The 24,862-nt window shown below is 67.3% G+C and carries 24 protein-coding genes and 1 tRNA gene; 18 read left to right on the plus strand and 7 right to left on the minus strand.

The window, feature by feature from the left end; genetic code table 11:
• Positions 1-8: 8 nt before the first annotated feature.
• Entirely contained in the window at positions 9-1,196 is a 1,188-nt protein-coding gene (locus tag VGU03_RS07935) for a S1C family serine protease (RefSeq protein WP_327479849.1), read from the minus strand.
• 167 nt (positions 1,197-1,363) lie between these two features.
• Between VGU03_RS07935 and petA the strand changes: the two genes are divergently transcribed.
• The 5 genes from petA to VGU03_RS07960 all read left to right on the plus strand — a co-directional run bounded on the left by petA (position 1,364) and on the right by VGU03_RS07960 (position 5,167).
• Positions 1,364-1,960: a ubiquinol-cytochrome c reductase iron-sulfur subunit gene (petA, locus tag VGU03_RS07940; protein WP_327479850.1), complete on the plus strand. Its 597-nt coding sequence runs from the start codon at positions 1,364-1,366 to the stop codon at positions 1,958-1,960.
• Positions 1,960-3,261 carry a cytochrome bc complex cytochrome b subunit gene (locus tag VGU03_RS07945; protein WP_327479851.1) on the plus strand — a complete coding sequence of 434 codons (1,302 nt, stop codon included), beginning with the start codon at positions 1,960-1,962 and terminating at the stop codon, positions 3,259-3,261. Before petA ends, VGU03_RS07945 begins: the two co-directional genes overlap by 1 nt.
• A complete protein-coding gene (locus tag VGU03_RS07950; protein ID WP_414655950.1) occupies positions 3,254-4,006 on the plus strand; it encodes a cytochrome c1 in 753 nt (250 codons plus the stop codon). Before VGU03_RS07945 ends, VGU03_RS07950 begins: the two co-directional genes overlap by 8 nt.
• A 74-nt stretch (positions 4,007-4,080) precedes the next feature.
• Positions 4,081-4,704: a glutathione S-transferase N-terminal domain-containing protein gene (locus VGU03_RS07955; RefSeq protein WP_327479852.1), complete on the plus strand. Its 624-nt coding sequence runs from the start codon at positions 4,081-4,083 to the stop codon at positions 4,702-4,704.
• 34 nt (positions 4,705-4,738) lie between these two features.
• Positions 4,739-5,167, plus strand: a complete 429-nt coding sequence (locus tag VGU03_RS07960) for a ClpXP protease specificity-enhancing factor (RefSeq protein WP_327479994.1) — start codon at positions 4,739-4,741, stop codon at positions 5,165-5,167.
• A gap of 105 nt (positions 5,168-5,272) precedes the next feature.
• Here the strand turns inward: VGU03_RS07960 and VGU03_RS07965 are convergent, their stop codons facing one another.
• The 4 genes from VGU03_RS07965 to VGU03_RS07980 all read right to left on the minus strand — a co-directional run bounded on the left by VGU03_RS07965 (position 5,273) and on the right by VGU03_RS07980 (position 9,461).
• Positions 5,273-5,692 (minus strand): DUF3301 domain-containing protein, encoded by a 420-nt coding sequence (locus VGU03_RS07965; RefSeq protein ID WP_327479853.1) that lies wholly within the window; start codon positions 5,690-5,692, stop codon positions 5,273-5,275.
• Positions 5,693-5,796: 104 nt separating this feature from the next.
• Complete coding sequence (nadC, locus tag VGU03_RS07970) at positions 5,797-6,657, minus strand: carboxylating nicotinate-nucleotide diphosphorylase (protein ID WP_327479854.1); 861 nt, start codon at positions 6,655-6,657, stop codon at positions 5,797-5,799.
• Positions 6,658-6,768: 111 nt separating this feature from the next.
• Positions 6,769-9,027 (minus strand): DUF1631 domain-containing protein, encoded by a 2,259-nt coding sequence (locus VGU03_RS07975; protein ID WP_327479855.1) that lies wholly within the window; start codon positions 9,025-9,027, stop codon positions 6,769-6,771.
• Between the two features lie 161 nt (positions 9,028-9,188).
• Positions 9,189-9,461 (minus strand): Trm112 family protein, encoded by a 273-nt coding sequence (locus tag VGU03_RS07980; protein WP_327479856.1) that lies wholly within the window; start codon positions 9,459-9,461, stop codon positions 9,189-9,191.
• Between the two features lie 59 nt (positions 9,462-9,520).
• Between VGU03_RS07980 and purE the strand changes: the two genes are divergently transcribed.
• Positions 9,521-10,024, plus strand: coding sequence for a 5-(carboxyamino)imidazole ribonucleotide mutase (gene purE, locus VGU03_RS07985; protein ID WP_327479857.1), 504 nt, complete (start codon positions 9,521-9,523; stop codon positions 10,022-10,024).
• Positions 10,021-11,175 carry a 5-(carboxyamino)imidazole ribonucleotide synthase gene (locus VGU03_RS07990; protein WP_327479858.1) on the plus strand — a complete coding sequence of 385 codons (1,155 nt, stop codon included), beginning with the start codon at positions 10,021-10,023 and terminating at the stop codon, positions 11,173-11,175. The genes purE and VGU03_RS07990 overlap by 4 nt, the downstream gene beginning before the upstream one ends.
• Positions 11,176-11,256: 81 nt before the next feature.
• On the opposite strand, the gene VGU03_RS07995 is transcribed toward VGU03_RS07990, so the two are convergent.
• Positions 11,257-11,835: a superoxide dismutase gene (locus tag VGU03_RS07995; protein WP_327479859.1), complete on the minus strand. Its 579-nt coding sequence runs from the start codon at positions 11,833-11,835 to the stop codon at positions 11,257-11,259.
• A gap of 110 nt (positions 11,836-11,945) precedes the next feature.
• Here VGU03_RS07995 and grxD point away from each other — a divergent pair, with 110 nt between their 5' ends.
• From grxD to VGU03_RS08050, 11 genes are all read left to right on the plus strand, one after another.
• Positions 11,946-12,272 carry a Grx4 family monothiol glutaredoxin gene (gene grxD, locus VGU03_RS08000; protein ID WP_327479860.1) on the plus strand — a complete coding sequence of 109 codons (327 nt, stop codon included), beginning with the start codon at positions 11,946-11,948 and terminating at the stop codon, positions 12,270-12,272.
• Positions 12,269-13,036 (plus strand): SDR family NAD(P)-dependent oxidoreductase, encoded by a 768-nt coding sequence (locus VGU03_RS08005; RefSeq protein WP_327479861.1) that lies wholly within the window; start codon positions 12,269-12,271, stop codon positions 13,034-13,036. Before grxD ends, VGU03_RS08005 begins: the two co-directional genes overlap by 4 nt.
• A gap of 112 nt (positions 13,037-13,148) precedes the next feature.
• Positions 13,149-13,745 (plus strand): YhgN family NAAT transporter, encoded by a 597-nt coding sequence (locus VGU03_RS08010; protein ID WP_327479995.1) that lies wholly within the window; start codon positions 13,149-13,151, stop codon positions 13,743-13,745.
• A 131-nt stretch (positions 13,746-13,876) separates the two neighbouring features.
• The gene (locus tag VGU03_RS08015) at positions 13,877-15,592 is read left to right on the plus strand and encodes a lysophospholipid acyltransferase family protein (protein WP_327479862.1); all 1,716 of its coding nucleotides are present in this window, start codon (positions 13,877-13,879) and stop codon (positions 15,590-15,592) included.
• A 172-nt stretch (positions 15,593-15,764) separates the two neighbouring features.
• On the plus strand, positions 15,765-15,920 hold the full coding sequence (locus VGU03_RS08020) for a hypothetical protein (protein ID WP_327479863.1): 156 nt from the start codon (positions 15,765-15,767) through the stop codon (positions 15,918-15,920).
• Positions 15,921-16,089: 169 nt separating this feature from the next.
• On the plus strand, positions 16,090-17,514 hold the full coding sequence (gene ppnN, locus VGU03_RS08025; protein ID WP_327479864.1) for a nucleotide 5'-monophosphate nucleosidase PpnN: 1,425 nt from the start codon (positions 16,090-16,092) through the stop codon (positions 17,512-17,514).
• A 39-nt stretch (positions 17,515-17,553) separates the two neighbouring features.
• Positions 17,554-17,630, plus strand: a tRNA-Asn gene (locus VGU03_RS08030).
• A 247-nt stretch (positions 17,631-17,877) separates the two neighbouring features.
• Positions 17,878-20,550 carry a TonB-dependent receptor gene (locus VGU03_RS08035; protein ID WP_327479865.1) on the plus strand — a complete coding sequence of 891 codons (2,673 nt, stop codon included), beginning with the start codon at positions 17,878-17,880 and terminating at the stop codon, positions 20,548-20,550.
• Positions 20,551-20,632: 82 nt separating this feature from the next.
• A complete protein-coding gene (locus VGU03_RS08040; protein WP_327479866.1) occupies positions 20,633-21,325 on the plus strand; it encodes a response regulator transcription factor in 693 nt (230 codons plus the stop codon).
• On the plus strand, positions 21,322-22,695 hold the full coding sequence (locus VGU03_RS08045) for a sensor histidine kinase (protein ID WP_327479867.1): 1,374 nt from the start codon (positions 21,322-21,324) through the stop codon (positions 22,693-22,695). The genes VGU03_RS08040 and VGU03_RS08045 overlap by 4 nt, the downstream gene beginning before the upstream one ends.
• A 54-nt stretch (positions 22,696-22,749) precedes the next feature.
• A complete protein-coding gene (locus VGU03_RS08050) occupies positions 22,750-23,751 on the plus strand; it encodes a YncE family protein (RefSeq protein ID WP_327479868.1) in 1,002 nt (333 codons plus the stop codon).
• Between the two features lie 516 nt (positions 23,752-24,267).
• On the opposite strand, the gene VGU03_RS08055 is transcribed toward VGU03_RS08050, so the two are convergent.
• On the minus strand, positions 24,268-24,819 hold the full coding sequence (locus tag VGU03_RS08055) for a GspH/FimT family pseudopilin (RefSeq protein ID WP_327479869.1): 552 nt from the start codon (positions 24,817-24,819) through the stop codon (positions 24,268-24,270).
• Positions 24,820-24,862 lie beyond the last annotated feature (43 nt).

A 24,862-nucleotide genomic window follows, 5' to 3' on the forward strand; every position in this document is an offset into this window, starting at 1 on the left:
GGTGCGTCTCAGCCGTCCAGCGTGGCGCCGGTCTGCAGCGGGGGCCTGCGGGCGAGGGTGACCTGGGTATGGAACGGCACGCCGTTGCGCAGGCCGGAAACATCCACCTGGCTGCCCGGCTTGAGCGCGGCCTCGTGTCGGCGCAGGTCGGCCGGGTCGAGGATGTCGTCGGTGCCGATGCGAAGCAGGATGTCGTGCGGCTGGATGCCGGCCAGCGCGGCCGGTCCGCCCGGATAGACGTCGGTCACCTGCGCTCCGCGGGCCGCCGCGGGCAGGCCGCTGTCGGCCGACACCGGCACGAAGGCGTAGTCGGCGCCGAGCCAGCCGCGCACCACGTGGCCGGTGGCGATGATCTGATCCAGCACGTTCTTGGCGCTTCCGATCGGGATCGCGAAACCGATGCCCTCGGCGTTGGCCTGCCGCCCGATCAACAACGTATTGATGCCGACCAGATCGCCTCGCGCATTGACCAGCGCGCCGCCGGAGTTGCCCAGATTGATGGCGGCGTCGGTCTGGATGAAATCTTCGGCGCTGGAGCTGGAAAGTTGCCGCCCCACGGCGCTGACGATGCCCATCGTCACCGTCTGGTTGAGCCCGAGCGGATTGCCGATCGCCAGCACCACGTCGCCCGCGCGCAAGGCATGGCTGTCGGCGATCCGGGCCACCGGCAGGTTGCTGCCCTCGATCTTCAGCACGGCCAGGTCGGTTTCCTCGTCGGCTCCCACCAGCGTGGCCTTGGCGATGCGACCGTCGTAGAGCAGCACCTGGATGTCGTCGGCGTTGGCGATGACGTGGTTGTTGGTCAGTACGTAGCCTTGCGCGCTGACGATCACGCCCGAGCCGAGCACCTGCTGCGGGCGCTTGTAGGCCGGGCCGGTGGGCAGGCCGCCGAACAGCCGCTGCAGTACCGGGTCGTCGTACATCTGCACGGCGCGTGCGGTGACCATCTTGTTGGCGTAGATGTTGACCACTGCGGGGGCCGCCCGAGCCACGGCATCGGCGTAGGAAACCGGCCCGCTGCCGGGCGCAGGCACCCCTGCCTGCGTGGACTGGGGTTCGGGCGCATGGGCAAGGCCGAAGCGCTGGCGCAGGCGGTCGCCGCTGCCCGGCCAGAGCAGCCCGACCACGAAGGCGAGCGCCAATCCCAGGATGACGAAGCGGGCGATAAAGGCGAGCGCGCCGGCGGCGTTCTTCATGGCTTCAATGGTTTGGGTGGGCCGGACGTGGGAGGCGCGCGGGGATAGGCTTCGTCCCCTGTGCGATTGATTGTACGGGCCAGGCCCTGACGCTACACTAACGCGATTTTTGCAGGCTCCCAAACGGGGCTCGCATCTCAATGGCATTGCATGTACCGGAGAGCCTGATGGCGAACGAAGTCGTCGATCACGGCCGCCGCCGCTTCCTCACAGCGACTACCTCGGTGGTCGGTGGCGTGGGAGTCGTCGCGGCAGTCGTGCCCTTCATCAAGTCCTGGGAGCCCAGCGCCCGCGCCAAGGCCGCCGGTGCGCCGGTCGTGGCCGACATCAGCAAGATCGAGATGGGCCAGAAAGTCGACTATGCGTGGCGCGGCCTGCCCGTGTTCGTGGTCCGTCGCAGCAAGGACCAACTGGCCGTGTTGCCGAGCCTGGCGCCGCGCCTGGTCGATCCCAACTCGACGGTCGACCAGCAGCCGGACTACATCAAGGGCCCGACCCGCTCGATCAAGCCGGAGTGGTTGGTCCTGATCGGCATCTGCACCCACTTGGGCTGCGTGCCGGAGTTTTTCCCGCAGATCAAGCCCGAGCCGTTCGACCCGAACTGGAAGGGCGGCTTTTTCTGCCCGTGCCACAAGTCGCGCTACGACCTTTCCGGCCGCGTCTTCTCCGGCGTGCCCGCACCGAAGAACCTGCAGGTGCCGCCGTACCATTTCGCGGATGACACGCACATCCAGATCGGCGTCGATCCCAAGGAGGCCGGCTGATGGCTAACGTATTCACCCGCATGGGCGACTGGGTCAACGAGCGCGCCCCCGGCATGATGCCTGCCTACCGCAAGCACATGACCGAGTACTACGCGCCGAAGAACTTCAACCTCTGGTACTACTTCGGCTCGCTGGCGCTGCTGGTGCTGGTCAACCAGATCGTGACCGGCATCTTCCTGACCATGAACTACAAGACCAGCGCGGCGGAAGCCTTCGCCTCGGTCGAGTACATCATGCGCGACGTGGAGTGGGGCTGGCTGATCCGCTACATGCACTCCACCGGAGCTTCGCTGTTCTTCGTGGTGGTGTTCCTGCACATGTTCCGCGGCCTGCTGTACGGCTCGTACAAGAAGCCGCGCGAACTGGTGTGGCTGCTGGGCATGCTGATCTTCCTGGTGCTGATGGCCGAGGCCTTCATGGGCTACGTGTTGCCGTGGGGCAACATGTCCTTCTGGGGCGCCAAGGTGATCATCTCCTTGTTCGGCACCATCCCGGTCATCGGCAGCACGCTGGTCGAGTGGATCATGGGCGACTACCTGCCCGCCGATGCCACCTTGAACCGCTTCTTCGCGCTGCACGTGATCGCGCTGCCGCTGGTGCTGCTGCTGCTGGTGGTGCTGCACATCGCCGCGCTGCACGAGGTCGGCTCGAACAACCCCGACGGCGTGGAGATCAAGAAGGGTCCGAAGGGCAATCGCTGGGACGCGCTCAAGCCGGCCGACGGCATTCCCTTCCATCCGTACTACACGGTGAAGGATCTGGTCGGTGTGGGCTTCTTCCTGCTGATCGGCGCGTTCATCATTTTCTTTGCGCCGACCTTCGGCGGCTGGTTCCTGGAAAACGACAACTTCATCGCCGCCAACAACCTGGCGACGCCGCCGCTGATCAAGCCGGTGTGGTACTTCACCCCGTTCTACGCGATCGTCCGCATGGTGCCCTCGGCGTTCGGCACTGCCGTGTGGGGCGTGCTGGCGATGTTCGGTGCGATCGCCGTGCTGTTCGCCCTGCCGTGGATCGATGTGGGCAAGGTCAAGTCGATCCGCTATCGCGGCACCGGCTACAAGGTGGCGCTGGGCCTGTTCGTGTTCGCCTTCTTCGGGCTGGGCGCGATCGGTACCGACATCACGGCGGAGCTGATTCCCGAGCTGTTCGGCAATGTCGACGTGACCTTCTGGGAAAATCTGTTCGGCCGCCTGATGACGTTGATCTACTTCGGCTTCTTCGTATTCCTCGGGTTCTACACGCGCCTTGGCTGGGAAAAGACCAAGCCGGTTCCGGAGCGGGTGACCACGCATGACTAAGCGACAGTTCTCGATGAAACAGTTCCTTTTTTCGTCCGCGCTGGCGCTGGGCCTGCTGCTGGGAAGCGTGTCGGCGATGGCCGCCGAGGGCGGCGTCGAGCTGCCTTCGGCTGGCGTCAACCTGCGTGACCAGGCGTCCCTGCAGCGCGGCGCGCGGTTGTTCTTCAATTACTGCGTCGGTTGCCATTCGCTGAAGTTCCAGCGTTACCAGCGCATGGCCGAAGACCTTGGCCTGACCGAAGACGAGGTGATGAAGAACCTCAACTTCACCGGCGCCAAGTTCGGTGACACCGTGGTTTCGCACATGCCGGAGGACTCGGCCAAGCAGTGGTTCGGCAAGGCGCCGCCGGATCTGTCGCTCGAGGTGCGTGCGCGCACGGCGGACTGGGTTTACGGCTACCTCAACAGCTTCTATCTGGATCCGAGCCGCCCGGTGGGCTGGAACAACACCGTGTTCCCCAACGCCTCCATGCCGTTCCCGCTGTGGGAGCTGCAGGGCGTGCAGACCGCGGTGAAGAAGCCCGGCAGCGAGGACGTGGAGAAGCTGGAGCTGACCCAGCCCGGCCGCATGACGCCTGCGCAGTACCAGCAGGCGGCGCGCGACCTGACCAATTTCCTGGCCTACGTTTCCGAGCCGGCCGCGCTGCAGCGCCACGCCTACGGCATCTGGGTGATCCTGTTCCTGGCCCTGTTCACCCTGCTGGCCTATGCACTGAAAAAGGAATACTGGAAGGACGTCCACTAAGCCGGATCGTCCGCCAGCCTCGGATGCGGCGGCGTGCGCGTCGCCGCATCGCTTATTGAAGGGGAGAAAAGCGCATGGTGCAAAGCGCTCGTTCGCGTACCGTACTGACCCTGTACACCACCGCCGACGACATCCAGTGCCATCGTGCGCGCCTGGTGCTCGCGGCCAAGGGCGTCAGCTACGAGCGTGTGCTGGTCGACCCGGCCAAGCCGCCGGAAGACCTGATCGACCTCAATCCCTACGGCAGCACGCCGACCCTGGTCGATCGCGACTTGACGCTTTACGACACCGCGGTCGTCTGCGAATACCTGGACGAGCGCTATCCGCATCCGCCGCTGATGCCGATCGATCCGCTTTCGCGTGCACGCCTGCGCCTGGCGACCGTGCGCATCGAGCGCGACTGGCTGCCCGAAGTGGACACCATCCGAGCCGGTGGCCGCCCCGCCGATGCCGCGCGCAAGCGCCTGCGCGAGCAGCTGCTCGCTTCGCTGCCGCTGTTCAAGGCGGCCAAGTTCTTCCTGAATCCGGAAATGAGCCTGGTCGACTGCCTGGTAGCGCCGGTGGTGTGGCGCCTGCCATGGCTGGGCGTGGATCTGGGACGCGAAGGCAAGCCGATCGTCGATTACGGCGAGCGCCTGTTCCACAGCCAGGGCTATGCGCGCAGCCTGACCAACGAAGAACGGGCGATGCGCCCATGAACGGCGCGGGTCGATGACCGATCGTCAACCGCCGATGAGTTCCAACCGCCCGTATCTGCTGCGGGCGATCTATGACTGGATCACCGACAACCAGCTCACGCCGTACGTACTGGTGGATGCCACCGTCGAGGGCGTGCGCGTGCCGCCGCAGGTGATCAAGAACGGCCAGGTCGTGCTCAATCTCGCCATGCGTGCCGTGGCCAACCTGGAGCTGGGCAACGACTCGATCAATTTCCAGGCGCGCTTTTCCGGGGTGAGCCAGGCCATCCGCATCCCGATGCAGGCGGTGCTCGCCCTTTACGCGCAGGAAAACGGGCAGGGCATGATGTTTCCCGCCGAGGATGGCGATACGCCGCCGCCTGCACCGGGTCCGGGGCCGGGGCCGGAAGGACCGGGGCCTGGCCCGTCCGGGGACGGCGCCGACAAGCCACGGCGCTCGCCGCACCTGCGGGTGGTGAAGTAGCGATCATCCGCTGGCCGCCTGGTGCGCCGGCCGCGGCGATTTGCATCGTGGGCCGAGCCAAGGAATTCTGGCGGTACTCGGGAGCCCGATGCCGCCGGCAGCCGCTTAGTGCCCGGTGCGCGGCCGCCTCGGTCGAAGCGGCACTACGTTGCCGGGGCGCTCCGGCAATTGCGGACCGGCAGCCGGCGCGGCGGGTTCGGTCGTGTCCCGCGCTGTCCCGCCGATCCCGGGCAGGCTTACGCGCGCGAGCCGGTCGCCACGCATCCACAAACGGCCCTCCTGCCGGTCGTCGCCTTGCACGCTGACCTCGAAGCCGTAACCCACTTCCAGCTGGCGCCTGCCGTCGACGCGCCGCAGGCGCAGGCTGCGCAGGCCCACCGTCTCATCGAGCAGTTGCAGGTCGTGTTGCAGGCATTGCCGGCGCGCTTCGTCCACCGCGCGCTCGCGGGCGCGGGTCGACTTGAACCACAAGCCGGCCACGGCGGCGAACGCCAGCAAGGCGATCAGGTCGGAAAGCTGGTTCATGAGGGCAGTGTGTGGGCGCGGTGGATCGGGCGCAAGCTGGCGTCGGTCTGCGTACCCGTCGAGCCGGGTGGGCGGGCGCGTCCACTCCAAGATCGTGCGTGCTGTCAGGGCGACAGCTGTAGCCGCAGCGAAAGGTCCACCGCCCGCACGTGTTTGGTCAGCGCGCCGACCGAGATGAAGTCCACGCCGGTGCGGGCATAGACCCCGATGGTCTCCAGGTCCACGTTGCCGGAGATTTCCAGCGGCACGCGGCCGGCTGTGCAGGCCACAGCGTCCGCCATCATCGCGGGGGTGAAGTTGTCCAGCATGATGCGGTCGACGCCGGCGTCGATGGCACGGCGCAGCTCGTCCAGGGTTTCCACTTCGATCTCTAGCAGCAATCCCGGGTGCAGTTGCCGCGCCGCCGCCACGGCCGATTCGATGCCGCCTGCCGCGGCAATGTGGTTTTCCTTGATCAGGATGGCGTCGAATAGCCCGATGCGGTGGTTGTGGCCGCCACCGCAGCGCACGGCATACTTTTGCGCCAGCCGCAGGCCCGGCACGGTCTTGCGCGTATCCAGCACGCGCACGCCGGTGCCTGCGACGGCAGCCACGTAGGCTGCGGTGGCCGTGGCGGTGCCGGAAAGCAGTTGCAGGAAGTTGAGCGCGGAGCGCTCGGCGCTGACCAGCGCGCGGGCGCGTCCGCGAAGGCGGCAGATCACGCTGCCGGCCGTCACGCGATCGCCGTCGCGCACATGCCAGTCGATCGCCACATCGGCGTCGAGCTTGCGGAAGCAGGCATCGAACCAGGGGATGCCGGCGATCACCGCATCCTCGCGGCAGGTCAGCGCCGCCGTGGCGATCGCGTCGATCGGCAACAGGTCGGCGGTGGCGTCGCCATGGCCGAGATCCTCGGCGAAGGCACGTTCGACATCGGCGTCGATCACCCGTGCTTCGGGCGGATCGAGGGAAAGCGCGTCAGGCATGCGGCATCCGTTCGGTGTTCGATGGAATGGGGCGGTGCATATCGGGGACGGCCATCCGCTCTACGCCCGCCAGTCGGCAAGCATAGCGCGGTAGGGCCAATAGGCAGGAACTCAGGCCGCCGGATCGGTGCCGGCAGCCGCGGCCTGGCTGAGGCGGTCGACGATGGCGCCCATCGCGCGATCGAACAGCGGCTGAGACGACAGGATGCGCGCGCTGCCGGCTGCCAGCGCGGCGGCCAGTTCTTGCGGCGCGTAGTCGCCTACCTTGAGGCCGCGCCGGTTGACGAACAGGTAGCGGCCGCTCATCGGGCTGATCCATGACAGCTTGGCGCGGGTGACCGCGTCGCCGGTCGGGCAGAACTCCAGCCAGGTACCGGGCTTGAGCTGTTCGACTTGGTCCAGTTCGCTGCTGCCCATCACGGCCGCGGCCTGGCTGGGTTCGGGTTCGGGCTCCGCCGAGTCGGCGTCCAGGATCGGCTGGATGCTCTCGGGAATCGGCAGCACCGTGTCCTCGGTGCTCGTATCGGGAGCCAGCTCGCCCAACTGCTGCCGGTAGTAGGTATGCAGCTGGTCGAGCAGGCGCTCGATGTCGTTTTCCTGGAAAGCCACGTTGGCGAGGCCGCGGCGCAGGGCGCGCTCGATGGCCGGCAGCATGCGCAGCAGCGTGCGGCGGTCATCGGTCGTGTGCACCGGACGGGCGCTGGCGATGAATTCGTTGACGAAGCGTAACGCTTCGGCGAAAGCCGGCGAATCCTCGCCCTGGCGCAGGATGGTCAGCACCAGGTGGTTGGCCCAGGCACGCGCCAGCACGCCATGGATCAGCGGAGGCAGGCTCTGGCTGCCGATGCGGTCGAGGATCTCGCGGGCGGCGCGGCGGCGCGCCAGCTCGAGCTTCTCGCGGCCGCGCGCCGACTCGGCCACGCGCTGTTCGGCCAGTTCCGCGCGCTTGCGGCTCTGTTCCTGGAAGGCCTGCAGTTCGGCGCCGAGGCGCTCGAACAGGCTCATGTCGTCATCGAATTCGTGCAGCAGGCGCTCGACGACGGACTTGATCTTGTCGTGCACGCGGTGGTCGCGGTCGGACTCCTCGGACCACCCCTTGGCCAGTTCGGCCAGGCCGTCCAGCAGGCGCCGCGCCGGATGCTGGCGATGGGCGAACAGCCGGCGGTCTAGGATCGCGGCCTTGAGGTAAGGGATCTGCAGGCGCGAGAGCATGACCTGCATGCTGGCCGGCAGCGTGTTGTCCTCGAGGATGAACTCGAACAGCATGCCGACCAGGTCGATGGTGTCCTCGTCGATCGCCGACACCTGGCTGGGGCGCTCGCCGCGCAGGGCGCCGAGTTGGCCCAGCAGGTGTTCCTTCAGTTGCAGGACCTCGCGGCCAAGCGCTGCCGGATCGGCCGAATGTTCGCTCGGCATGGGGCCGGACGCGAGCTGGCTCTGCAGCACGCTGAGCGCGCCGAGCAGCTCGTTGGCCGTCGGCACCGCGGCAGGCGGGCCTTGCACCCCGGCGCCGCCGATGGCGCCGGCGACGGCCTGGCGGCGGGTGCTGAACAACGCGCGCACGGTATGCAGCAGTTCGCTGGCGAGCGCGGCTTCGGGATCGATCTCCGGCGCCGCTTCCTCGGCACCCGCGCCGGTGCCCGTGGCCGTACCCGCGGACGACGCCTCACCCCGCACCACCTCGTGGCGCAGCTGCGGCAGCACCCCGGCGCGGACCAGCTCGGTGTTGATCTCCTGGTAGAGCTCTTCCAGCGCGGACAGCACGTAACGGTCGAACAACTTGTAGATGATCAGCTTGACGCGCATCTCGGCGGTCAGCTCGCGCATGGCCTGGCGGAACGCCTGGGACAACGCGGCCGGCGCCACCGGATTGTTGGTCTCGTCGATCTTGATGCCGCCGCAGATCACCGACAGCCGCTGATTGACGGCGAACAGATCACGCGCCAGGCGCGACTCGTACTTGGCGGTCATGCTGGTGATGGCCAGCGACTCCTCCAGCTCGTTTTCCGCCACTAGCGAGAGTTCGACCGGACCGGGGGAAGGCGGCGCGGCCGAGGCCGGGGCGGCGCGGCCGGAGAGCCCGGTCAGCTCGCGGCTGACCTGGGCGAGGAAACTGCGTTCGACCAGCGGCCGGCGCTTGCGCACCTCACGCATGCCGTCGAAGTAATGCATCTGGGCGGCGTTGTTCTCGGCCTTCTCGGCCAGATCGAACAAGGCATCGTCCACATGCTCGAACATGTTGCCCAACAGGAGCTGCAGGCGGCGGCCGGCAATCGCCCGCACGGCGCCAAGCAGGTCGCCGACGCGTTCGGCCGACTCCTGGCGCTGGCTCAGGCTCACCACCTTGCCAGTTTCATTGGCTTCATTCATCGCCACACCCCTGAAGCATCCCTTGCCGACGACCACGACCGCTCTGGCGGCGCGAAATCCGACGATAAGCGAGAAAATGTGAACGAGTCATGCACCGCCGTACACATTAGTCGACGCTTTGTGCAAAAGCATGGCGCCGATCACTTTTCCGACAGCCCGCCTCAGGCAACCGCGGGGAAGTCCTTGAACTGGACCGTGCCGATCCCTTCTTCGGGCAGCATGACCGGGATACCGTCGTCGACCCGGTAGATCACCTTGCGGTCGATGGTGATTAGGCCCTCGCCCAGCCGGTCGCGCACCGGGCTGCCGGCGACCGTGTCCACCTCGCCACGCTCGATCGCGGCGTTGACCGCGTCCAGTTCGCCGCGGGCGAGCGGGCGAACGGGCGTCTTGCTGACCGGGCAGCACAGGATGTCGAGCAGGCGCTTGTCCATGGGGCGGTTCGTGACGGTTGCAGAAGCCCGTACAATAGTCTTTTTGGGATGGCAGAACCATGACTTCGACCGCCAAGCCGGCCCGCGTGGGCGTGGTGATGGGTTCCCGGTCCGACTGGGAAACCATGGAGCATGCGGCCAGCGTGCTGGACGAATTGGGCGTACCGCACGAGGTGCGCGTCGTCTCCGCGCATCGCACACCGGACCTGTTGTTCCGCTATGCGGACGAGGCCGCCGCGCGCGGCATCGAGGTGATCATCGCCGGCGCCGGCGGTGCCGCGCACCTGCCGGGCATGCTGGCGGCCAAGACGCGCTTGCCGGTGTTCGGTGTGCCGGTGCAGTCCAAGGCGCTCAACGGCATGGATTCGCTGCTTTCCATCGCGCAGATGCCGGCCGGCATCCCGGTCGGCACGCTGGCGATCGGCCGCGCCGGCGCGGTGAACGCCGGGCTGCTCGCCGCCGCGGTGCTCGCCTTGCACGACCCGGCGATTGCGGGGGCGCTCGACGCCTTTCGATCCAGGCAGACCCAGACCGTGCTCGACCAGCCGGACCCGCGCGCATGAGCGAGCGCCGCCAACCCGTGCTGGGCATCCTCGGTGGCGGCCAGCTGGCGCGCATGCTGGCGCTGGCCGCCGCCCCGCTGGGCATCAAGACGCTGGTGGTCGACAGCGCCGGTGACGCCTGCGCGGGGCAGGTCGCGCCGCTGGTGGTGGCCGACTGGAACGACTACGTCGCGTTGGAGCGCTTCGCCTCCATGGTCGACGTGGTCACCTTCGACTTCGAGAACGTGCCGGCCCAGACCGCGCACTGGCTGGCCGAACGCGTCGCGGTGTCGCCCGCGCCGCGCGCGCTGGCCGTGGCGCAGGACCGGCTCGCGGAGAAGACCTTGTTCCGCGAATGCGGGCTGGACACGCCTGCCTTCGTGCCGGTCGACACGCGAGCGGACCTGGGGCGGGCGATTGCCCAGGTCGGTGCGCCGGCCATCCTCAAGACGCGGCGGCTGGGCTACGACGGCAAGGGCCAGTTCCGCCTGAAGACGCCCGGCGACGTCGATGCCGCCTGGGCCGCGCTGGGCGCACAGGGGGCCGCGCATGGCCTGATCCTGGAAGCCTTCGTGCCGTTCGAGCGCGAGCTGTCGGTGATTGCCGTGCGCAGCCGCGAAGGCGATTTCCGCACCTGGCCGCTGACCCGCAACTGGCACACCGACGGCGTGCTCAGCCTGAGCCTGGCGCCCGCCCCGGACATCGAGGCGCTCCAGCAGCGCGCCACCGACCTGGCCCGCACTTTGGCCGAGCGGCTCGACTACGTGGGCGTGTTCGCGCTGGAGCTGTTCGTCAAGGACGGCCAACTGCTCGGCAACGAAATGGCGCCGCGCGTGCACAACTCCGGTCACTGGACCATCGAGGGCGCGCACACCAGCCAGTTCGAGAACCACGTGCGCGCGGTGCTCGGCCTGCCGCTGGGCGACACCGGCGCGCGCGGGCTCTCGTGCATGTTCAACTGGATCGGCGATCTGCCTGATCCGTCCCCTGTGCTGCGGACCATCGACGGCCACTGGCACGACTACGGCAAGCAGGCGCGTCCGGGGCGCAAGGTGGGTCACGCCACGGTGTGCGCGCCGAGCGCATCGATCCTGCGGGAGCGAGTGGAGAACATCGCGCAGGCGCTGGGGCGCGCCGAGCAGGCCGGGCCGATCATTCGGTCGGCTGGCTGAACCGGCCGCGGAGGCGGTTGCTGTCGGCAGGGCAAAAAAAACGGAGCCGGGCGGCTCCGTTTTTTTTGGAGTGACTGCGCGTCAGGCGAGATTGCCGGCCGCGAAGTCCCAGTTCACCACGTTCCAGAACGCATCCAGGTACTTCGGGCGGGCGTTGCGGTAGTCGATGTAGTAGGCGTGTTCCCACACGTCGCAGGTGAACAGCGGCTTGTCACTGCCGGTGATCGGCGTGCCGGCGTTGGAGGTGTTGACGATGCCCAGCGAGCCGTCCGGGCGCTGCACCAGCCAGGTCCAGCCGGAGCCGAAGTTGCTCGCGCCCATCTTGGCGAATTCTTCCTTGAACTTGGCCACCGAGCCGAAGGCCTTGTTGATGGCGTCGGCCAGCTTGCCGCTCGGCTCGCCGCCGCCGTTGGGCTTCATCGAGTGCCAATAGAAAGTGTGGTTCCAGGTCTGCGCGGCGTTGTTGAAGATGCCGCCGGACGATTTGCGGATGATCTCCTCCAGCGCCATCCCCTCGAACTCGGTGCCTTCGATCAGCTTGTTGAGGTTGGTCACGTAGGCCTGGTGGTGCTTGTCGTGATGGAACTCCAACGTCTCGGCCGAGATGTGCGGCTCCAGCGCGTTCTTTTCGTAAGGCAGGGGGGGAAGTTCGATCGCCATGAGGGGCTCCTTGGGCTGCGGCTTGAAGGGAGGCCGGCACGCTGCCGGGCGGCAGTCGTGGTGCGGCTGATACACTTGCGGTCCTAAGTGCATTGTAGAACCCGTGAGCTATGGACGTTAACGAGCGAATCAAGGCGGTGCTCGCCGAGTACCCGATGGTTCTTTTCATGAAGGGCACGCCGCAGTTCCCGATGTGCGGCTTTTCCAGCCGCGCCGCACGGGCGTTGGAGGAAGCCGGCGCCGCGTTCCACGCCGTCAACGTGCAGGCCGATCCGGAGGTGCGCGCCGCGCTGCCGCACTTCGCCAACTGGCCGACTTTCCCGCAACTGTTCATCCAGGGCGAGCTGATCGGCGGATGCGACATCGTGGAGGACCTCAAGGCCTCCGGCGAACTGGCGCGCATGGCCGCGGACGTCAGCGGCGCGGTGCGCGCATGACCCTGCCGACCGTACGCCTGCCGCAGGACTTCGCGCCTGCGGCCGCCAGCCTGGCCGGCCGCGTGGTGCTGGTGACCGGCGCCTACGGCGGCCTCGGCCGCGCCGTCTCGCTGGGCGCGGCGCGCGCGGGCGCGACCCTGGTGATCACCGGCAAGCGCAAGCGACAGCTGGAGCAGCTCTACGACCTGATCGTCGCCGAGGGCCTGCCCGAGCCGGTGATCCACCCGCTGGACTTGGAAGCGGCCACGCCGCGCGACTACGAGGCGCTCGCCGAGGGGCTGGAGCGCGATCTCGGCCGGCTCGACGGCATCGCGCATTGCGCCGCGAGCTTCGGCGGCCTCACGCCCATCACCATGCACAAGCCCGACGAGTGGCTGCGCACGCTGCACGTCAACGTGTCGGCGCCGTTCGCGCTGACCCAGGCCTGCCTGCCCTTGCTCGTCAAGGCGCCTGACGCCTCGGTGGTGTTCGTGCTGGACAATCCCGACCTGCTCAATCGCGCGCACTGGGGCGCCTATGGCGTGTCCAAGGCGGCGCTGGAGCGTTTCGTCGAGATCCTGCACCAGGAAACCGACACCACGGCGGTGCGCACGCATGCGCTGCTGCCGGCGCCGATGCGCACGGCGCTGCGGCATCAGGCGTATTTCGGCGAGGACCCCAACACCCAGCCGCTGCCCGACGCGGCGGCCCGGGCGGCGGTGTGGCTGCTCGGCCCGCAAGGCGCTGCCGCGCGCGGCGCGATGCTGGACCTGCGCGGCGCCTGACCCGCTTTTTTTTCCGTCCCGCGAAAGCGGGCCTCTGTCTGGCGCTCGCCATGCCGCCCGCGCATGGCATGCTGTCCACGATCACCCGAAGGAGCTTTCCATGGAAACGCAGATGACCACCCTTTCGGCGGGCATCCTGCTGTTCCTGATCATGGATCCGCTGGGCAACATCCCGTTCTTCCTCAGCCTGCTCAAGCACGTGCCGCCCAAGCGCCGGCGCTGGGTGATGATCCGCGAGCTCTTGATCGCGCTGGGCGTATTGCTGGGCTTCCTGATCGGCGGCCAGCACATCCTCAAGCTGCTGCAGCTCAAGCAGGAGTCGATCAGCATCGCCGGCGGCATCGTGCTGTTCCTGATCGGCATCCGCATGGTGTTCCCGCCGCCGGAAGGCGGCATCTTCGGCAAGGCGGGCGAGGGCGAGCCGTTCATCGTGCCGATGGCGATTCCCGGCGTGGCCGGCCCTTCGGCGATGGCTGCGCTGCTGCTGCTCACCAATACCTCGCCGGGCCGGACGGCCGACTGGGCCATTGCGCTGTTGCTGGCGTGGCTGGCGACCTCGCTGATCCTGCTCTCTTCCACCTATCTCTTCCGTTGGCTGGGCGAGAGCGTGCTGACTGCGTTGGAACGGGTGATGGGCATGCTGCTGATCGCCTTGTCGGTGCAGATGTTCATGGGCGGCGTGGCGGCATTCCTGCACATGCAGGTCTGAGCGCGCGGCGTCCCGCGCAAGGCACGCACCGCGCGCCCGCCGCATATCCCACTGCGGACGAGGCCGTCTTTCACACGTCGCCCTCCTGTCATAATCAGGCCCCAGCATGGGCGAAACACGAGGAGGCGGTCATGCTCAGCGTCGAACGGACCCTCACCGAGCGCCTGCCGTGGCTGGCGCAGCATCCACGGATCCGCCGGCCGATGGCGGGCCTGCTCGGTCGCCTGGCCGACGAGGCGGGTTTCAACCGCGTGCTCGATGCCGTCGGCAAGGTCGAGGGTTTCGACTTCGTCGACCGGGCGCTGGACGTGCTCGGCGCGGGCTACCAGGTCAGTCCGCGGGAGCGCGAGCACATCCCCGTGGAAGGCGGACTGCTGGTGGTGGCCAACCACCCGCTGGGCATGGTCGATGCGCTGGCGTTGCTGCACCTGATCGGTTCGGTGCGCCGGGACGTGCGCATCCTGGGCAACGACTGGCTGGCGTCGATCGAGCCGCTGCGCCGGCTGCTGCTGCCGGTGGACGTGTTCGGCAAGGGTGCCGCCTCGAAGATGCGCGACATCTATCGCGCGCTGGATCAGGGCGAGGCGTTGGTCGTGTTCCCCGCCGGGGAGGTTTCCCGCATGGGGCCCGGCGGCGTGCGCGACGGGCAGTGGTCCGATGGCTTTGCACGGCTCGCCAAACGCAGTGGCGCGCCGGTGCTGCCGGTGCACGTGGCCGCGCGCAACTCGGCCATGTTCTACGGCCTCTCGATGCTGGCCAAGCCGCTCAGCACGGCGATGCTGCCGCGCGAGGCGGTGGCCCCCGGGCATCGGCGGATCGGCTTCAGCGTCGGCGCCCTGGTCAGCGCCGACGAACTCCTCCAGCGCAGCGGCGGTTCGCCCGCACAGGCCGCGAAGCTGATGCGCCGGCATGTTTACCGTGTAGGCCGGCGCAAGGGACTGGTCTTCGGCGGGCAGGCGCCGCTGGCCCACCCGGAACCGGCCGAACGGGTGGCCGCCGAACTGATGGCGCAGGGCGAGAAGCTCGCCGAGCTCAACGACGGCAAGCAGGCCTGGCTGTTCAAGGGCGCGGCCGACAGCGCCGTGCTGCGCGAGATCGGCCGCCTGCGCGAGCTGACCTTCCGCAAGGTCGGCGAGGGGACCAACGGCCGGCGCGACCTGGACGCCTTCGACCCCCACTATGAGCACCTGCTGCTGTGGGATCCGTCCGCGCTGCGCATCGTCGGCTCCTACCGCTTCGGCCATGGCGGCCGCCTGATCGCCGAGCGCGGCCTGGCCGGGCTCTACACCGCCAGCCTGTTCAACTACTCGCCGGCCCTGGAGTCGCGCCTGGCGCAGGGCCTGGAACTGGGGCGCAGCTTCATCGCACCGGCGTATTGGCGATCGCGCGCGCTGGACCAGCTGTGGCAGGGCATCGGCCTGTACCTGCAGCGGCACCCGGAACTGCGCTACCTGTTCGGCCCGGTCAGCATGTCCGTAAACTTGCCGCGCGAGGCACGCGAGTGGATCGCGGTCGCGCACCAGCATTACTTCGGCGCGCCGGGGCTGGCCAGCGCGCGGCAGCCGTTCGTGGTTTCACCCGCGGTGATCGGCCTGGTGCGCGACGCGTTGGAAGGGCTCGATGCGCAGGCCGGGCTGGGCAAGCTCAAGCACCATCTGGACGCGCTGGGCGTGAGCTTGCCAGTGCTCTATCGCCAATACGTAGACCTGGTCGAACCCGAAGGCGTGCAGTTCCTGGACTTCGGCGAGGACCCCGGCTTTTCGGGTTGCGTCGACGGTCTGGTGATGCTCGACCTGGCCACGCTCAAGCCGGCCAAACGCGCGCGCTACCTGGGCAAGACGGCGTAAGAACCTGCGCGTCGACCCTGAGCTTCAGCCAGCAGATCCCGGGCATCTTCGAGGGCAACAAGGGCGTGGTGCGGCGGGACGTCCACAAATTCACGAACCTGCCGAACAAGCATTGGGACATGGAGAAGCGCGAGCCGTTCCCGGTGGCCGCGCACCGGCCGATTTCCACGGTGTGCACGCCAACGGCCACGACATCTACGACATCAGCTGCGCCGGCAAGACCGCCACCTGCAGCAACCACATCCAGAACGGCGTCTACAGCCGGAAGGACGTGCCGGCCTACATCAACAACAACGACGACCTCGCCCAGCGCTGTCGGTGCCGTTGACGGTCAAGTACAGCTTCTGAACAGGACTCGTAAGAGAGGCTTCAGCCGGCGTCCGCGAGGACGCCGGTTTTTTTGGCTTGACCCTGGCCCTTCGCGCGCGGGAAGCTTGACGGTCCGCCACGGCGCCGGCAACGAAGCAGGCACACGTCAGCGGCAGGAGAAGGCAAGCATGAACGACACCCACGCCGGCCGCGCCGGCAAGCCCGTCACCGTCAGCGCACGCATCTCGCCGGCGGGCGGACTGGACATCCTCTCGCGCAACGAAGTGGCGCGCCTGCGCGACGCCAGCGGCTCGGGCCTGCATGCGCTGCTGCGCCGATGCGCGCTGGCGGTGCTTACCTCGGGCAACATCAGCGACGACCCGCGTTCGATGTTCGAGCAGTACCCCGATTTCGATATCCAGGTGCTGCAGCAGGACCGCGGCATCAAGATCGAGCTTTCGCACGCGCCCGCGCAGGCGTTCGTCGACGGCCAGATCATCCGCGGCATCAACGAGCTGCTGGTGGCGGTAATGCGCGACATCGTCTACGTGTCCAGCCAGCTCGAGCAGGGCGGCTTCGACCTGGACGATACGGTCGGCATCACCCATGCCGTGTTCGAGATCCTGCGCAACGCGCGCATCCTGAAGCCGCACATCGATCCCAACCTGGTGGTGTGCTGGGGTGGCCACTCGATCTCGCGCGAGGAATACGAATACACCAAGGCGGTCGGCTACCAGCTCGGCCTGCGCGGCATGGACATCTGCACCGGCTGCGGCCCGGGCGCCATGAAGGGCCCGATGAAGGGCGCCACCATCGCCCACGCCAAGCAGCGCCGGCGCAACAACCGCTACATCGGCATCACCGAGCCGGGCATCATCGCGGCCGAGTCGCCCAACCCGATCGTCAACCAGCTGGTGATCATGCCGGACATCGAAAAGCGCCTGGAGGCCTTCGTCCGCATGGCGCACGGCATCGTGGTGTTCCCCGGCGGCGTGGGCACGGCCGAAGAGATCCTCTACCTGCTCGGCATCCTGCTGCACCCGTCCAATGCCGGCACCCCGTTCCCGCTCGTCTTCACCGGCCCGAAGCAATCGGCCGCTTACTTCGAGCAGATCGACCGCTTCCTCAAGCTCAGCCTCGGCGACGAGGTGTCGCAGCACTACCAGATCATCGTGGACGATCCGGCCGCGGTGGCGCGGGCGATGGTCAAGGGCGTGGACAAGGTGCGCAACCATCGCCTGGACACCAAGGACGCCTTCTTCTTCAACTGGGCGCTGGACATCCCGTTCGCCTTCCAGCTGCCGTTCCGGCCGACCCATGAGGCGATGCGCGACCTCGCCCTGCACCGCGGCAGGCCGCGCCACGAGCTGGCCGCCGACCTGCGCCGCGCGTTCTCGGGCATCGTGGCCGGCAACGTGAAGGAAGAGGGCGTGCGCGCGATCGAACAGCACGGCCCGTTCGACATCGACGGCGAGCCGGACATCATGCGGGCGCTGGACGCGCTGCTGCAGGCTTTCGTCAGCCAGCACCGCATGAAGCTTCCCGGCGGTTCGGCCTACGTGCCCTGCTACCGCGTGCGCGCGGAGGGCGCCACGGCTGCCCCGGCTGCTTGACAGCCCGTTCGGCGCTAAGCAAACTACGCAGCTCGCCCCGCCCGAATAGCTCAGCTGGTTAGAGCACTTGACTGTTAATCAGGGGGTCGTTGGTTCGAGTCCAACTTCGGGCGCCAGTTGATAGTTCCGCAATGTCCCGCGGAACCATGAAAACCCGCAGAAATGCGGGTTTTTTTTGTGCCCGAACATCCGGGATGCCCGGGCAAAGCCGGCTCGCTTCCGGGCTAAAAGCCTGGCCTTACAGTTTGGTATGTGATCGGCAATCTTGGTGTCATTGCGCGCGTCTAGGTTTGAGGAGACCCGTGGTGTTGTCCATTCCGTCTGGACGACCCGCACGACCTTTCCTCAACCAGGGCACCGTCGATGCACAGCGCGAAGCTACGCAAGGCCATACTCAACGCCACCGCACTTGCCGGCCTCGGCGCGCTCGGTGCACCAAGTCACGCTTTCGCGTTTGCACTGGACGCAACCGGCACATCAGCCACCGCCAACGATGCCAAGCCGAGTGCGGCTGATGGCAATGGCGCAGCGAACGGCGCCGCGAGCGGAGCGGAGATCGTCAAGAACCTGCAAGGCGTGCACGTGGTGGCTCCGCGCACGTCGGCCGAGGTCGCACGTGCGACCCAGAAGGATGCCCCCAATCTGATCAATATCCGCACGGAAGAGCAGATCCGGGCGCTGCCGGACACGAACACGGCCGAAGCCGTTCGCCGCATTCCCGGCATCTCGATGGAGACAGACGAAGGTGAAGGGCGCTACGTCAACATCCGCGGTTTCGATGCGGATCTGAACAGCACTACCTATGCCGGCGTTCGCTTGCTGCCGACCAACAACGCCTCGCCGTTCGGCGGCTACCGCGGTGTCGCGCTGGATTCCATCCCGACCGGCTTCATCGGTGCGGTCGAGGTCACCAAGTCGAACCTGCCCAGCCAGGACGCCGAGGCGCTGGGCGGCACGATCGAAGTGCTGCCCAAGACCGCTCCCGAAGAGCAGGGCACGTTCTTCGAAGGAAATGCCGGCGTGGGCTACGAGTCGCTGCGCGGCACGCCGATCACCGATTTCTCGCTGACCGGCGGCGGCCACTACGGCCCGTTCTCGATCATGCTGACCGCATCCAGCCACATCGATTCGCGTGGCATCGACGACGTCGAGCCCGCCTATTTCAACGACGCGGCACATCCCTACCAGGCGGTGAACGACATCGAACAGCGCGACTATGAATTGCACCGCAAGCGTCATGGCTACGCACTCGATGTCGGTTACCAGCCCGACGACGACGATCAGTGGTATCTGCGCGCTTTCGATGCAGGCTATACGGAACGCTACAAACGCCAGTTCATGGACGTCCTGCCGGACGGCAACACCACGGCGCAGGCCGGTGGCACGCTGCAGGACACCCTGACCGTCCCCGGCGCGATCACCCGGTCGCTGCGCGACGAGCAGGAAAGCTCGCGCGAGCGGTTCTACATGGTCGGTGGGCAGAATGTGCTGGCCGGCACCACGATCGACTACCACGCCGCCTACGTCGAGGGCACCTACAAGAAACCCTTCGACTACAACTCCACATTCACCTACAGCCCGCCTTCGGCTGCCGCTCCGACGATCTCCTATGGCCCCACCGGACCGGGGCACGTGCCGCTCTACACGATATCGGGCGCGCCGGGCTACCTCGATCCAGCCAACTACACGCTGAGCAGCCTCGGCAACAGCACGGCCCGCAACTTCGACCGCGAAATGTCCTACGCCGTCAATTCGAAGACGCCTGTCGAGTGGGGCAGCCTGACTGATCAGGATCTGCAGTTCGGGTTGAGCGCACGGCAGCGGCACAAGCAGACGACGGCGCAGCCGTACACGCTCACGCCTACCGCGCTCCCGCTCGCCGCGGTCTCCAGCGGCGTCTACGAGACCTATTACGACGGGCACTACCAGAACGGCGTGGACATCATCCCAGGTGCGTTGCAGCGCGTCTTCGGCCAGGGCGTGATCGCACCCGGCGACGTGATCAGCAGCAAGCAGCAATACCTGGACGCGCATGAGGACATCTACGCCGCCTACGGCGAATACAGCGGCAATTACGGGAACCTGGGGATACTCGGCGGCGTCCGCTTCGAAGAGACCCGCGATCGCGGCAATGCCTACTCCGCCGGCGCGGATGCGGCGGGCAATCCGTTCTCCTACCCGGTCAGCACCAGGCACAGCTACCACAACTTCTTCCCCAGCCTGCAGTTCCGCTATGAACTGTCACCCGACCTGGTCCTGCGCGCCGCCTATTCCTCGACCATCGGCCGGCCGGGCTACAACCAGGCGAACCCTGCGCTGGCGATCGACGTGGGTTCGGGCATCGTCACCACCGGCAATCCGTCCCTGAAGCCCGCCACGGCGCACAGCTTCGATTTCAGCATCGAGAAATACCTGCCGGAAGGCGGCATCCTGTCGGCCGGGGTCTTCGACAAGGAAATCTCCAACTACATCGTCCCCATCGAGACCACGCAACAGCTTCCCAACAACAATCTGTACCCGGGCAATCCCCAGCCGTTCCATATCTTCACCTTCGAGAACATCGGCTCCTCCTACGCACGCGGCCTGGAACTGAACTGGCAGCAGACCTTCCGGGGCCTGCCGGGCTGGCTCGACGGGCTGGGTGCTGGCGCGAACTACACCTGGGTCGATTCGCGTATCGAGATCCGGCCGGGCGAGTATTCGCTGCTGCCCTCGACCTCGCGCAACACATGGAACGCCATGTTGTTCTACAAGCGCGCGGGACTCTCGCTGAATCTCGCGGCCTACTCGGTCTCGGCCGACCTGTTCGGCATAGGCACCGGTCGCTCCAGCGACATCTACAACGCCAGCCGCACTTCGATGGATTTCAGCGCGAGTTACCAGTTCCCGGAGAATTGGTCGATCTACTTCCAGGCCAAGAACCTGCTCGACACGCCACACGCGTTCTATCAGGGCACCTCGGATCGGCCGATCCAGCGCGAGTTCTACGGGCGGACCTATCTCGCCGGAGTCCGTTTCCAGTTTGACAGCGACTGACGCGTCGGCCCGGCGTCATCGGTTTGTCATGTGGCCTCGCAGTAATGCTGGCAGTCGGAACAGCGGCCCCAGGTCCCCGCGCATGGACATTTTGCTGATCGAGGACGATGCCGAGACATGCGACTACGTGGCCCGGGGCTTGCGCGCCCTCGGTCACGCAGTCGACCAGGCCAACGACGGTCCGAGCGGCCTGCGTTGCGCAAGCGAAGGACGGCACCAGGTGCTGGTAGTCGATCGCATGCTGCCTGGCCTCGGAGGCCTCGATCTGTTGCGCGCACTGCGCGAAGCCCACGTCAGCACGCCGGTATTGATGTTGACCGCGCTTGGCGAAGTGGACGCTCGGGTCGAGGGCTTCGAGGCAGGCGCGGACGACTACCTCGCCAAGCCGTTTGCGTTCGCCGAGCTCGTTGCGCGTATCGGAGCGCTGGCGCGTCGTCCGCCCCTGGCCACTCCCGCCGTAGTCCAGCTGCGCGTAGCGGATCTGGAGATGGATCTGCTCAGGCGCGAGATACGCCGCGACGGCCGAATGATCGAACTGCAGCCGCGCGAATTCCATCTGCTGGAATACCTGATGCGCCATGCCGGCGAACTGGTCACCCGGACGATGCTGCTGGAGCATGTATGGGAGTACGACTTCGATCCGCAGACCAGTGTGGTGGAGACCCACATCAGCCGCTTGCGCGGCAAAGTCGACCGCGGTTTCGCCAGTGGCGAGCTGATCGGCACGCTTCGCGGCGCCGGGTACATGCTGCGCACGGCGCCTGAGCGTTCATGACCGACGCCCCCTTGGCGATTCGCGCTCGCCTCCTGCGCAGTTCGGCCTTCCGGCTCGCCGCGCTGCAGGCAGGCCTGTTCGCGGTGATCGCCCTGTTCCTGTTCGTGATCACCTGGTGGGCGGTACGCAACTACGTCCAATCGCAGCTGCGGCGATCGGTCAGCGACGAAATCAGCGAGATCGTCGCGATACCTGCCAGCGGCCGTGCGCATGCGATTGCCGACATGGTCGCGCAGGCTCCGCAGGGACCCCTCTACTACGGGCTGTTCGATGCGGACGGGCATCGCCTGGCGGGCGACCTGCTGAACGCCCGGCCCGGCCTCGGCTGGGCCACGCAGGTGCAGAGCGCGCCCTCAGGAGACCTGGTGCGGATGCTCGTACGCACGGATCGGCTCGACGACGGCCGGCTGCTGGCGGTCGGACGCAACCGGCACGATGCCGACGAGCTGATCGTATTCCTGCAGGAAGCCTTCCTATGGGCCGGCGCCGGATCGGTGGCCCTGGCGTTGCTGGGTGGCGTGCTCACGGCGCGCGGCTATCTTCGGCGGGTCGAAGCCGTCGCCGCGGCCGCAGCGCGCATCGCCAGCGGCGATCTTGGCGCCCGTGTCTCCGGCAGCAGTCGCGGCGACGAGCTGGACCGCCTGGCGCACTCGCTCAACGCCATGCTGGAGCGCATCCAGACCTTGATGGAGGGCATGCGGCAAGTTTCCAACGACATCGCCCACGATCTACGCACGCCACTGACCCGCCTGCGTCAACGGCTGGAACTGGCTACCTGCACGGCAACCGACACCGCCACCTTCCGCGCAGCGGCCGAGCGCGCCCTGGCCGATGTCGATGGCGTGCTGGCGACGTTCTCCGGCCTGCTGCGGATCGCCCAGATCGAAACGCGCCAGCGCCGCGCCGGCTTCAGCATGGTGGACCTGTCCGACCTGCTCGACAGATTGGTCGGCGACTACGCGCCGTTGATGGAAGACCAGCACCGGGGGCTGCGCACCCTCCTCGCTCGCGACATCCGTGTACTGGGCGACCGGGCGCTGCTCACACAGATGCTCGTGAACCTGATCGAGAATGCGCTGCGCCATACGCCGCCTGGCACCCCGGTCGCGCTCACGCTGGAGCGGCAACCGGACGGCTGCCGCATCACGCTCGACGACGCCGGCCCCGGCATCCCCATGGAAGCGCGCAGCCGCGTGACCGGTCGTTTCGTGCGGCTCGATGCCGCGCGCAGCACGCCCGGTAGCGGGTTGGGGCTTGCATTGGTCGCCGCCGTGGCCGACCTGCATGGCGCAACACTGACGTTCGGTGACGCCGCTCCCGGCCTGCGCGTACAGTTGGATTTTCCACCGTCGGGCAAACCCCTGTCCTGATGTTTCCGCGTCAGGACCGCTTTCCGCTTCAGACCACCACCCAAGGACAATGCGATGAAGAAGATCAGCTGGCCCCTCCTGATGACGGCTGCCCTGAGCCTGCCTTCCCTGGCAGCCACCGGTGCGACCGCAACGAACTACGCCGTTAAGCACCACTACGCGCTGGGCGGCGAAGGCGGCTGGGATTACGTGAGCTTCGCCGCGCAGACGCGGCAGCTGTTCATCGCGCGCAACGACCGCGTGATGGTCGTGAATGCCGACACCGGCAAGCTGGTCACGGAGATCGGAGGCATGCAGCACGCGCATGGCGTCGCCATCGTGCCGTCGCTGCACCGCGCCTACGTCAGCAACGGGCACGGCAACGATGTCAGCGTGGTCGATCTGGCGACACTGAAGGTGGTCGGCACCATCCCGGTCAGCGGCAAGGATCCCGATGCGATCATCTACGACGCCGACAGCGGCAGCGTTCTGGCGATGGACGGCGACAGCAACCAGATCAGCGTGATCGACCCCAAGCTGGGCAAGGAGATCGCCACCATCCCGCTGAGCAGCAACCCCGAATTCCCGGTGAGCGCCGGCAACGGCAAGCTCTTCGTCAACCTCGAGGATGCAAGCCAGCTGGCCGAAGTCGACTTGCGCCATCGCAAGGTGCTGCACGTCTGGCCGCTGGCCCCGTGCAAGGGACCGACTGGTCTGGCCATGGATGCGACCGGTCATCGCCTGTTCTCGGTCTGCGCCAATGGCTGGATGATCGTGACCGATGCGGACAATGGCCGGCAGGTCGCCAAACTGCCGATCGACAAGGGCCCGGATGCTGTCGTCTATGACACGGCGTTGCACAACGTATTGACCACGAGCGGCGCAGGAACGCTGGCCGTGATCCATCAGACCGATGCCGACCATTATGCGCAGGCGGTCAAGGTGGCCACGATGCCGAGCGCACGCACGCTGGCCCTGGACCCGTCGACCCATGAAGTGTTCACTGTCGGTGCCGCTACGTATGGTCGCAGCAAGCCGGTCACCGGTTTCAGCCTGTTGGTGGCCGCCCCGAATTGAAGCGTCTTTCGCTCCCGGGTCTGGCTGCGGGTTAGCGCTGCCACCCGCCTGCGGGCACCTTCTCCGCAGGAGGGGGAATCAGGTGCGTTTCATCTCCGGTCGTCTTCCCCCGCTTGCCGGGGGAAGGCGACGAGGGTGGAAGGGGGGATCGAGCGGAGAGCTGCACCGGAGAAACGTTCTCGCACACGCATGGCCCGGAAACACTCAGGCTCCGGTATCCCCGCTCGGCGAAGGCCGATTCCCCAACAAGGCAAACAGCCGATCGGCCGGCGAACCGACGGCCACCAGCAATTGCCCGTCCGGGCTGTGCACCACGCAGGCCGACACGCCCGCCTTCTCCAGATGCTGCCGCGCCGCCGCCAATAGCGGCCCCGCGTCCGGCGCCGGCTTGGGCGGGGAAGGGCGGCGGTGGGAATGGTCTCCGTAGGCCACGATGCGATCTCGATGGGACGGCACGGTCCGTTGTGGCACCGCGGTCGTGAACGACCGGTATAGCGCGGGCGAAGACGCCAGGCGTCAGCCCTCCGCACAATCGGCCGCCTGCGTGGCATCGGGGCGCGATCCGCGTATGCGCCCCGAGTTGGAAACCACCACGCCCAGCGGCCCCTGCCCCTGGTCCGGGCTGCAGAACAGCAGGGTGAGGTTGCTGCCCGACGCACTGCCGTCGGGCAGAAAGGCCACCCGCCGTCGTGCCTGGCTGCTCTTGATGCGCAGCGGCGCATGGCCCTGGCCGACGCGCAGCGGCGCCCCGTCCGGCTGGTTGTTGTGGCCGCGGTCCACGCCGACCAGCCAGCCGCTTTCCCAGCGGCTTTCCTCGCTGCAGTGCAGGCCGTCGCGGGTCGGGCAGAACACCATCCGCGTGCGCCGCAGCACCGCCTCGCTGCGGGCGTAGCCGAGGGCCTGCATGAAATCCGTCTGCGCCGACTGCATGCGCCCGCGGCGTACTAGGCCGGCCAGCGAGGGGCTGGCGATACCGAGCAGGATCGCCAGGATGGCCACCACCATCACCTGCTCGACGAGCGTCAGGCCGCGCGTGCGGCCGCGTCCGCTTCCTGGCGTCCTGTCCATGCCGTCGCTCCCTGCGAGGAGCCGGCATCATCGGCCGCCCGCG

Source organism: Frateuria sp. (assembly GCF_035944355.1).
Taxonomy (GTDB): domain Bacteria; phylum Pseudomonadota; class Gammaproteobacteria; order Xanthomonadales; family Rhodanobacteraceae; genus Frateuria_A.

What these genes read in the sequence shown, in the direction of transcription:
- nadC (WP_327479854.1), bottom strand. Translation starts at nt 6,657, where the DNA reads ATGCCTGACGCGCTTTCCCTCGATCCGCCCGAAGCACGGGTGATCGAC.
- VGU03_RS08035 (WP_327479865.1), top strand. Translation starts at nt 17,878, where the DNA reads ATGCACAGCGCGAAGCTACGCAAGGCCATACTCAACGCCACCGCACTT.
- VGU03_RS07960 (WP_327479994.1), top strand. Translation starts at nt 4,739, where the DNA reads ATGAGTTCCAACCGCCCGTATCTGCTGCGGGCGATCTATGACTGGATC.
- VGU03_RS07975 (WP_327479855.1), bottom strand. Translation starts at nt 9,027, where the DNA reads ATGAATGAAGCCAATGAAACTGGCAAGGTGGTGAGCCTGAGCCAGCGC.
- VGU03_RS08005 (WP_327479861.1), top strand. Translation starts at nt 12,269, where the DNA reads ATGACCCTGCCGACCGTACGCCTGCCGCAGGACTTCGCGCCTGCGGCC.
- VGU03_RS08015 (WP_327479862.1), top strand. Translation starts at nt 13,877, where the DNA reads ATGCTCAGCGTCGAACGGACCCTCACCGAGCGCCTGCCGTGGCTGGCG.
- ppnN (WP_327479864.1), top strand. Translation starts at nt 16,090, where the DNA reads ATGAACGACACCCACGCCGGCCGCGCCGGCAAGCCCGTCACCGTCAGC.
- VGU03_RS07995 (WP_327479859.1), bottom strand. Translation starts at nt 11,835, where the DNA reads ATGGCGATCGAACTTCCCCCCCTGCCTTACGAAAAGAACGCGCTGGAG.
- VGU03_RS07955 (WP_327479852.1), top strand. Translation starts at nt 4,081, where the DNA reads ATGGTGCAAAGCGCTCGTTCGCGTACCGTACTGACCCTGTACACCACC.
- VGU03_RS07965 (WP_327479853.1), bottom strand. Translation starts at nt 5,692, where the DNA reads ATGAACCAGCTTTCCGACCTGATCGCCTTGCTGGCGTTCGCCGCCGTG.
- purE (WP_327479857.1), top strand. Translation starts at nt 9,521, where the DNA reads ATGACTTCGACCGCCAAGCCGGCCCGCGTGGGCGTGGTGATGGGTTCC.
- VGU03_RS08010 (WP_327479995.1), top strand. Translation starts at nt 13,149, where the DNA reads ATGACCACCCTTTCGGCGGGCATCCTGCTGTTCCTGATCATGGATCCG.
- VGU03_RS07935 (WP_327479849.1), bottom strand. Translation starts at nt 1,196, where the DNA reads ATGAAGAACGCCGCCGGCGCGCTCGCCTTTATCGCCCGCTTCGTCATC.
- grxD (WP_327479860.1), top strand. Translation starts at nt 11,946, where the DNA reads ATGGACGTTAACGAGCGAATCAAGGCGGTGCTCGCCGAGTACCCGATG.
- VGU03_RS07990 (WP_327479858.1), top strand. Translation starts at nt 10,021, where the DNA reads ATGAGCGAGCGCCGCCAACCCGTGCTGGGCATCCTCGGTGGCGGCCAG.
- VGU03_RS08050 (WP_327479868.1), top strand. Translation starts at nt 22,750, where the DNA reads ATGAAGAAGATCAGCTGGCCCCTCCTGATGACGGCTGCCCTGAGCCTG.
- petA (WP_327479850.1), top strand. Translation starts at nt 1,364, where the DNA reads ATGGCGAACGAAGTCGTCGATCACGGCCGCCGCCGCTTCCTCACAGCG.
- VGU03_RS07980 (WP_327479856.1), bottom strand. Translation starts at nt 9,461, where the DNA reads ATGGACAAGCGCCTGCTCGACATCCTGTGCTGCCCGGTCAGCAAGACG.
- VGU03_RS07945 (WP_327479851.1), top strand. Translation starts at nt 1,960, where the DNA reads ATGGCTAACGTATTCACCCGCATGGGCGACTGGGTCAACGAGCGCGCC.
- VGU03_RS08040 (WP_327479866.1), top strand. Translation starts at nt 20,633, where the DNA reads ATGGACATTTTGCTGATCGAGGACGATGCCGAGACATGCGACTACGTG.
- VGU03_RS08055 (WP_327479869.1), bottom strand. Translation starts at nt 24,819, where the DNA reads ATGGACAGGACGCCAGGAAGCGGACGCGGCCGCACGCGCGGCCTGACG.
- VGU03_RS08045 (WP_327479867.1), top strand. Translation starts at nt 21,322, where the DNA reads ATGACCGACGCCCCCTTGGCGATTCGCGCTCGCCTCCTGCGCAGTTCG.
- VGU03_RS07950 (WP_414655950.1), top strand. Translation starts at nt 3,254, where the DNA reads ATGACTAAGCGACAGTTCTCGATGAAACAGTTCCTTTTTTCGTCCGCG.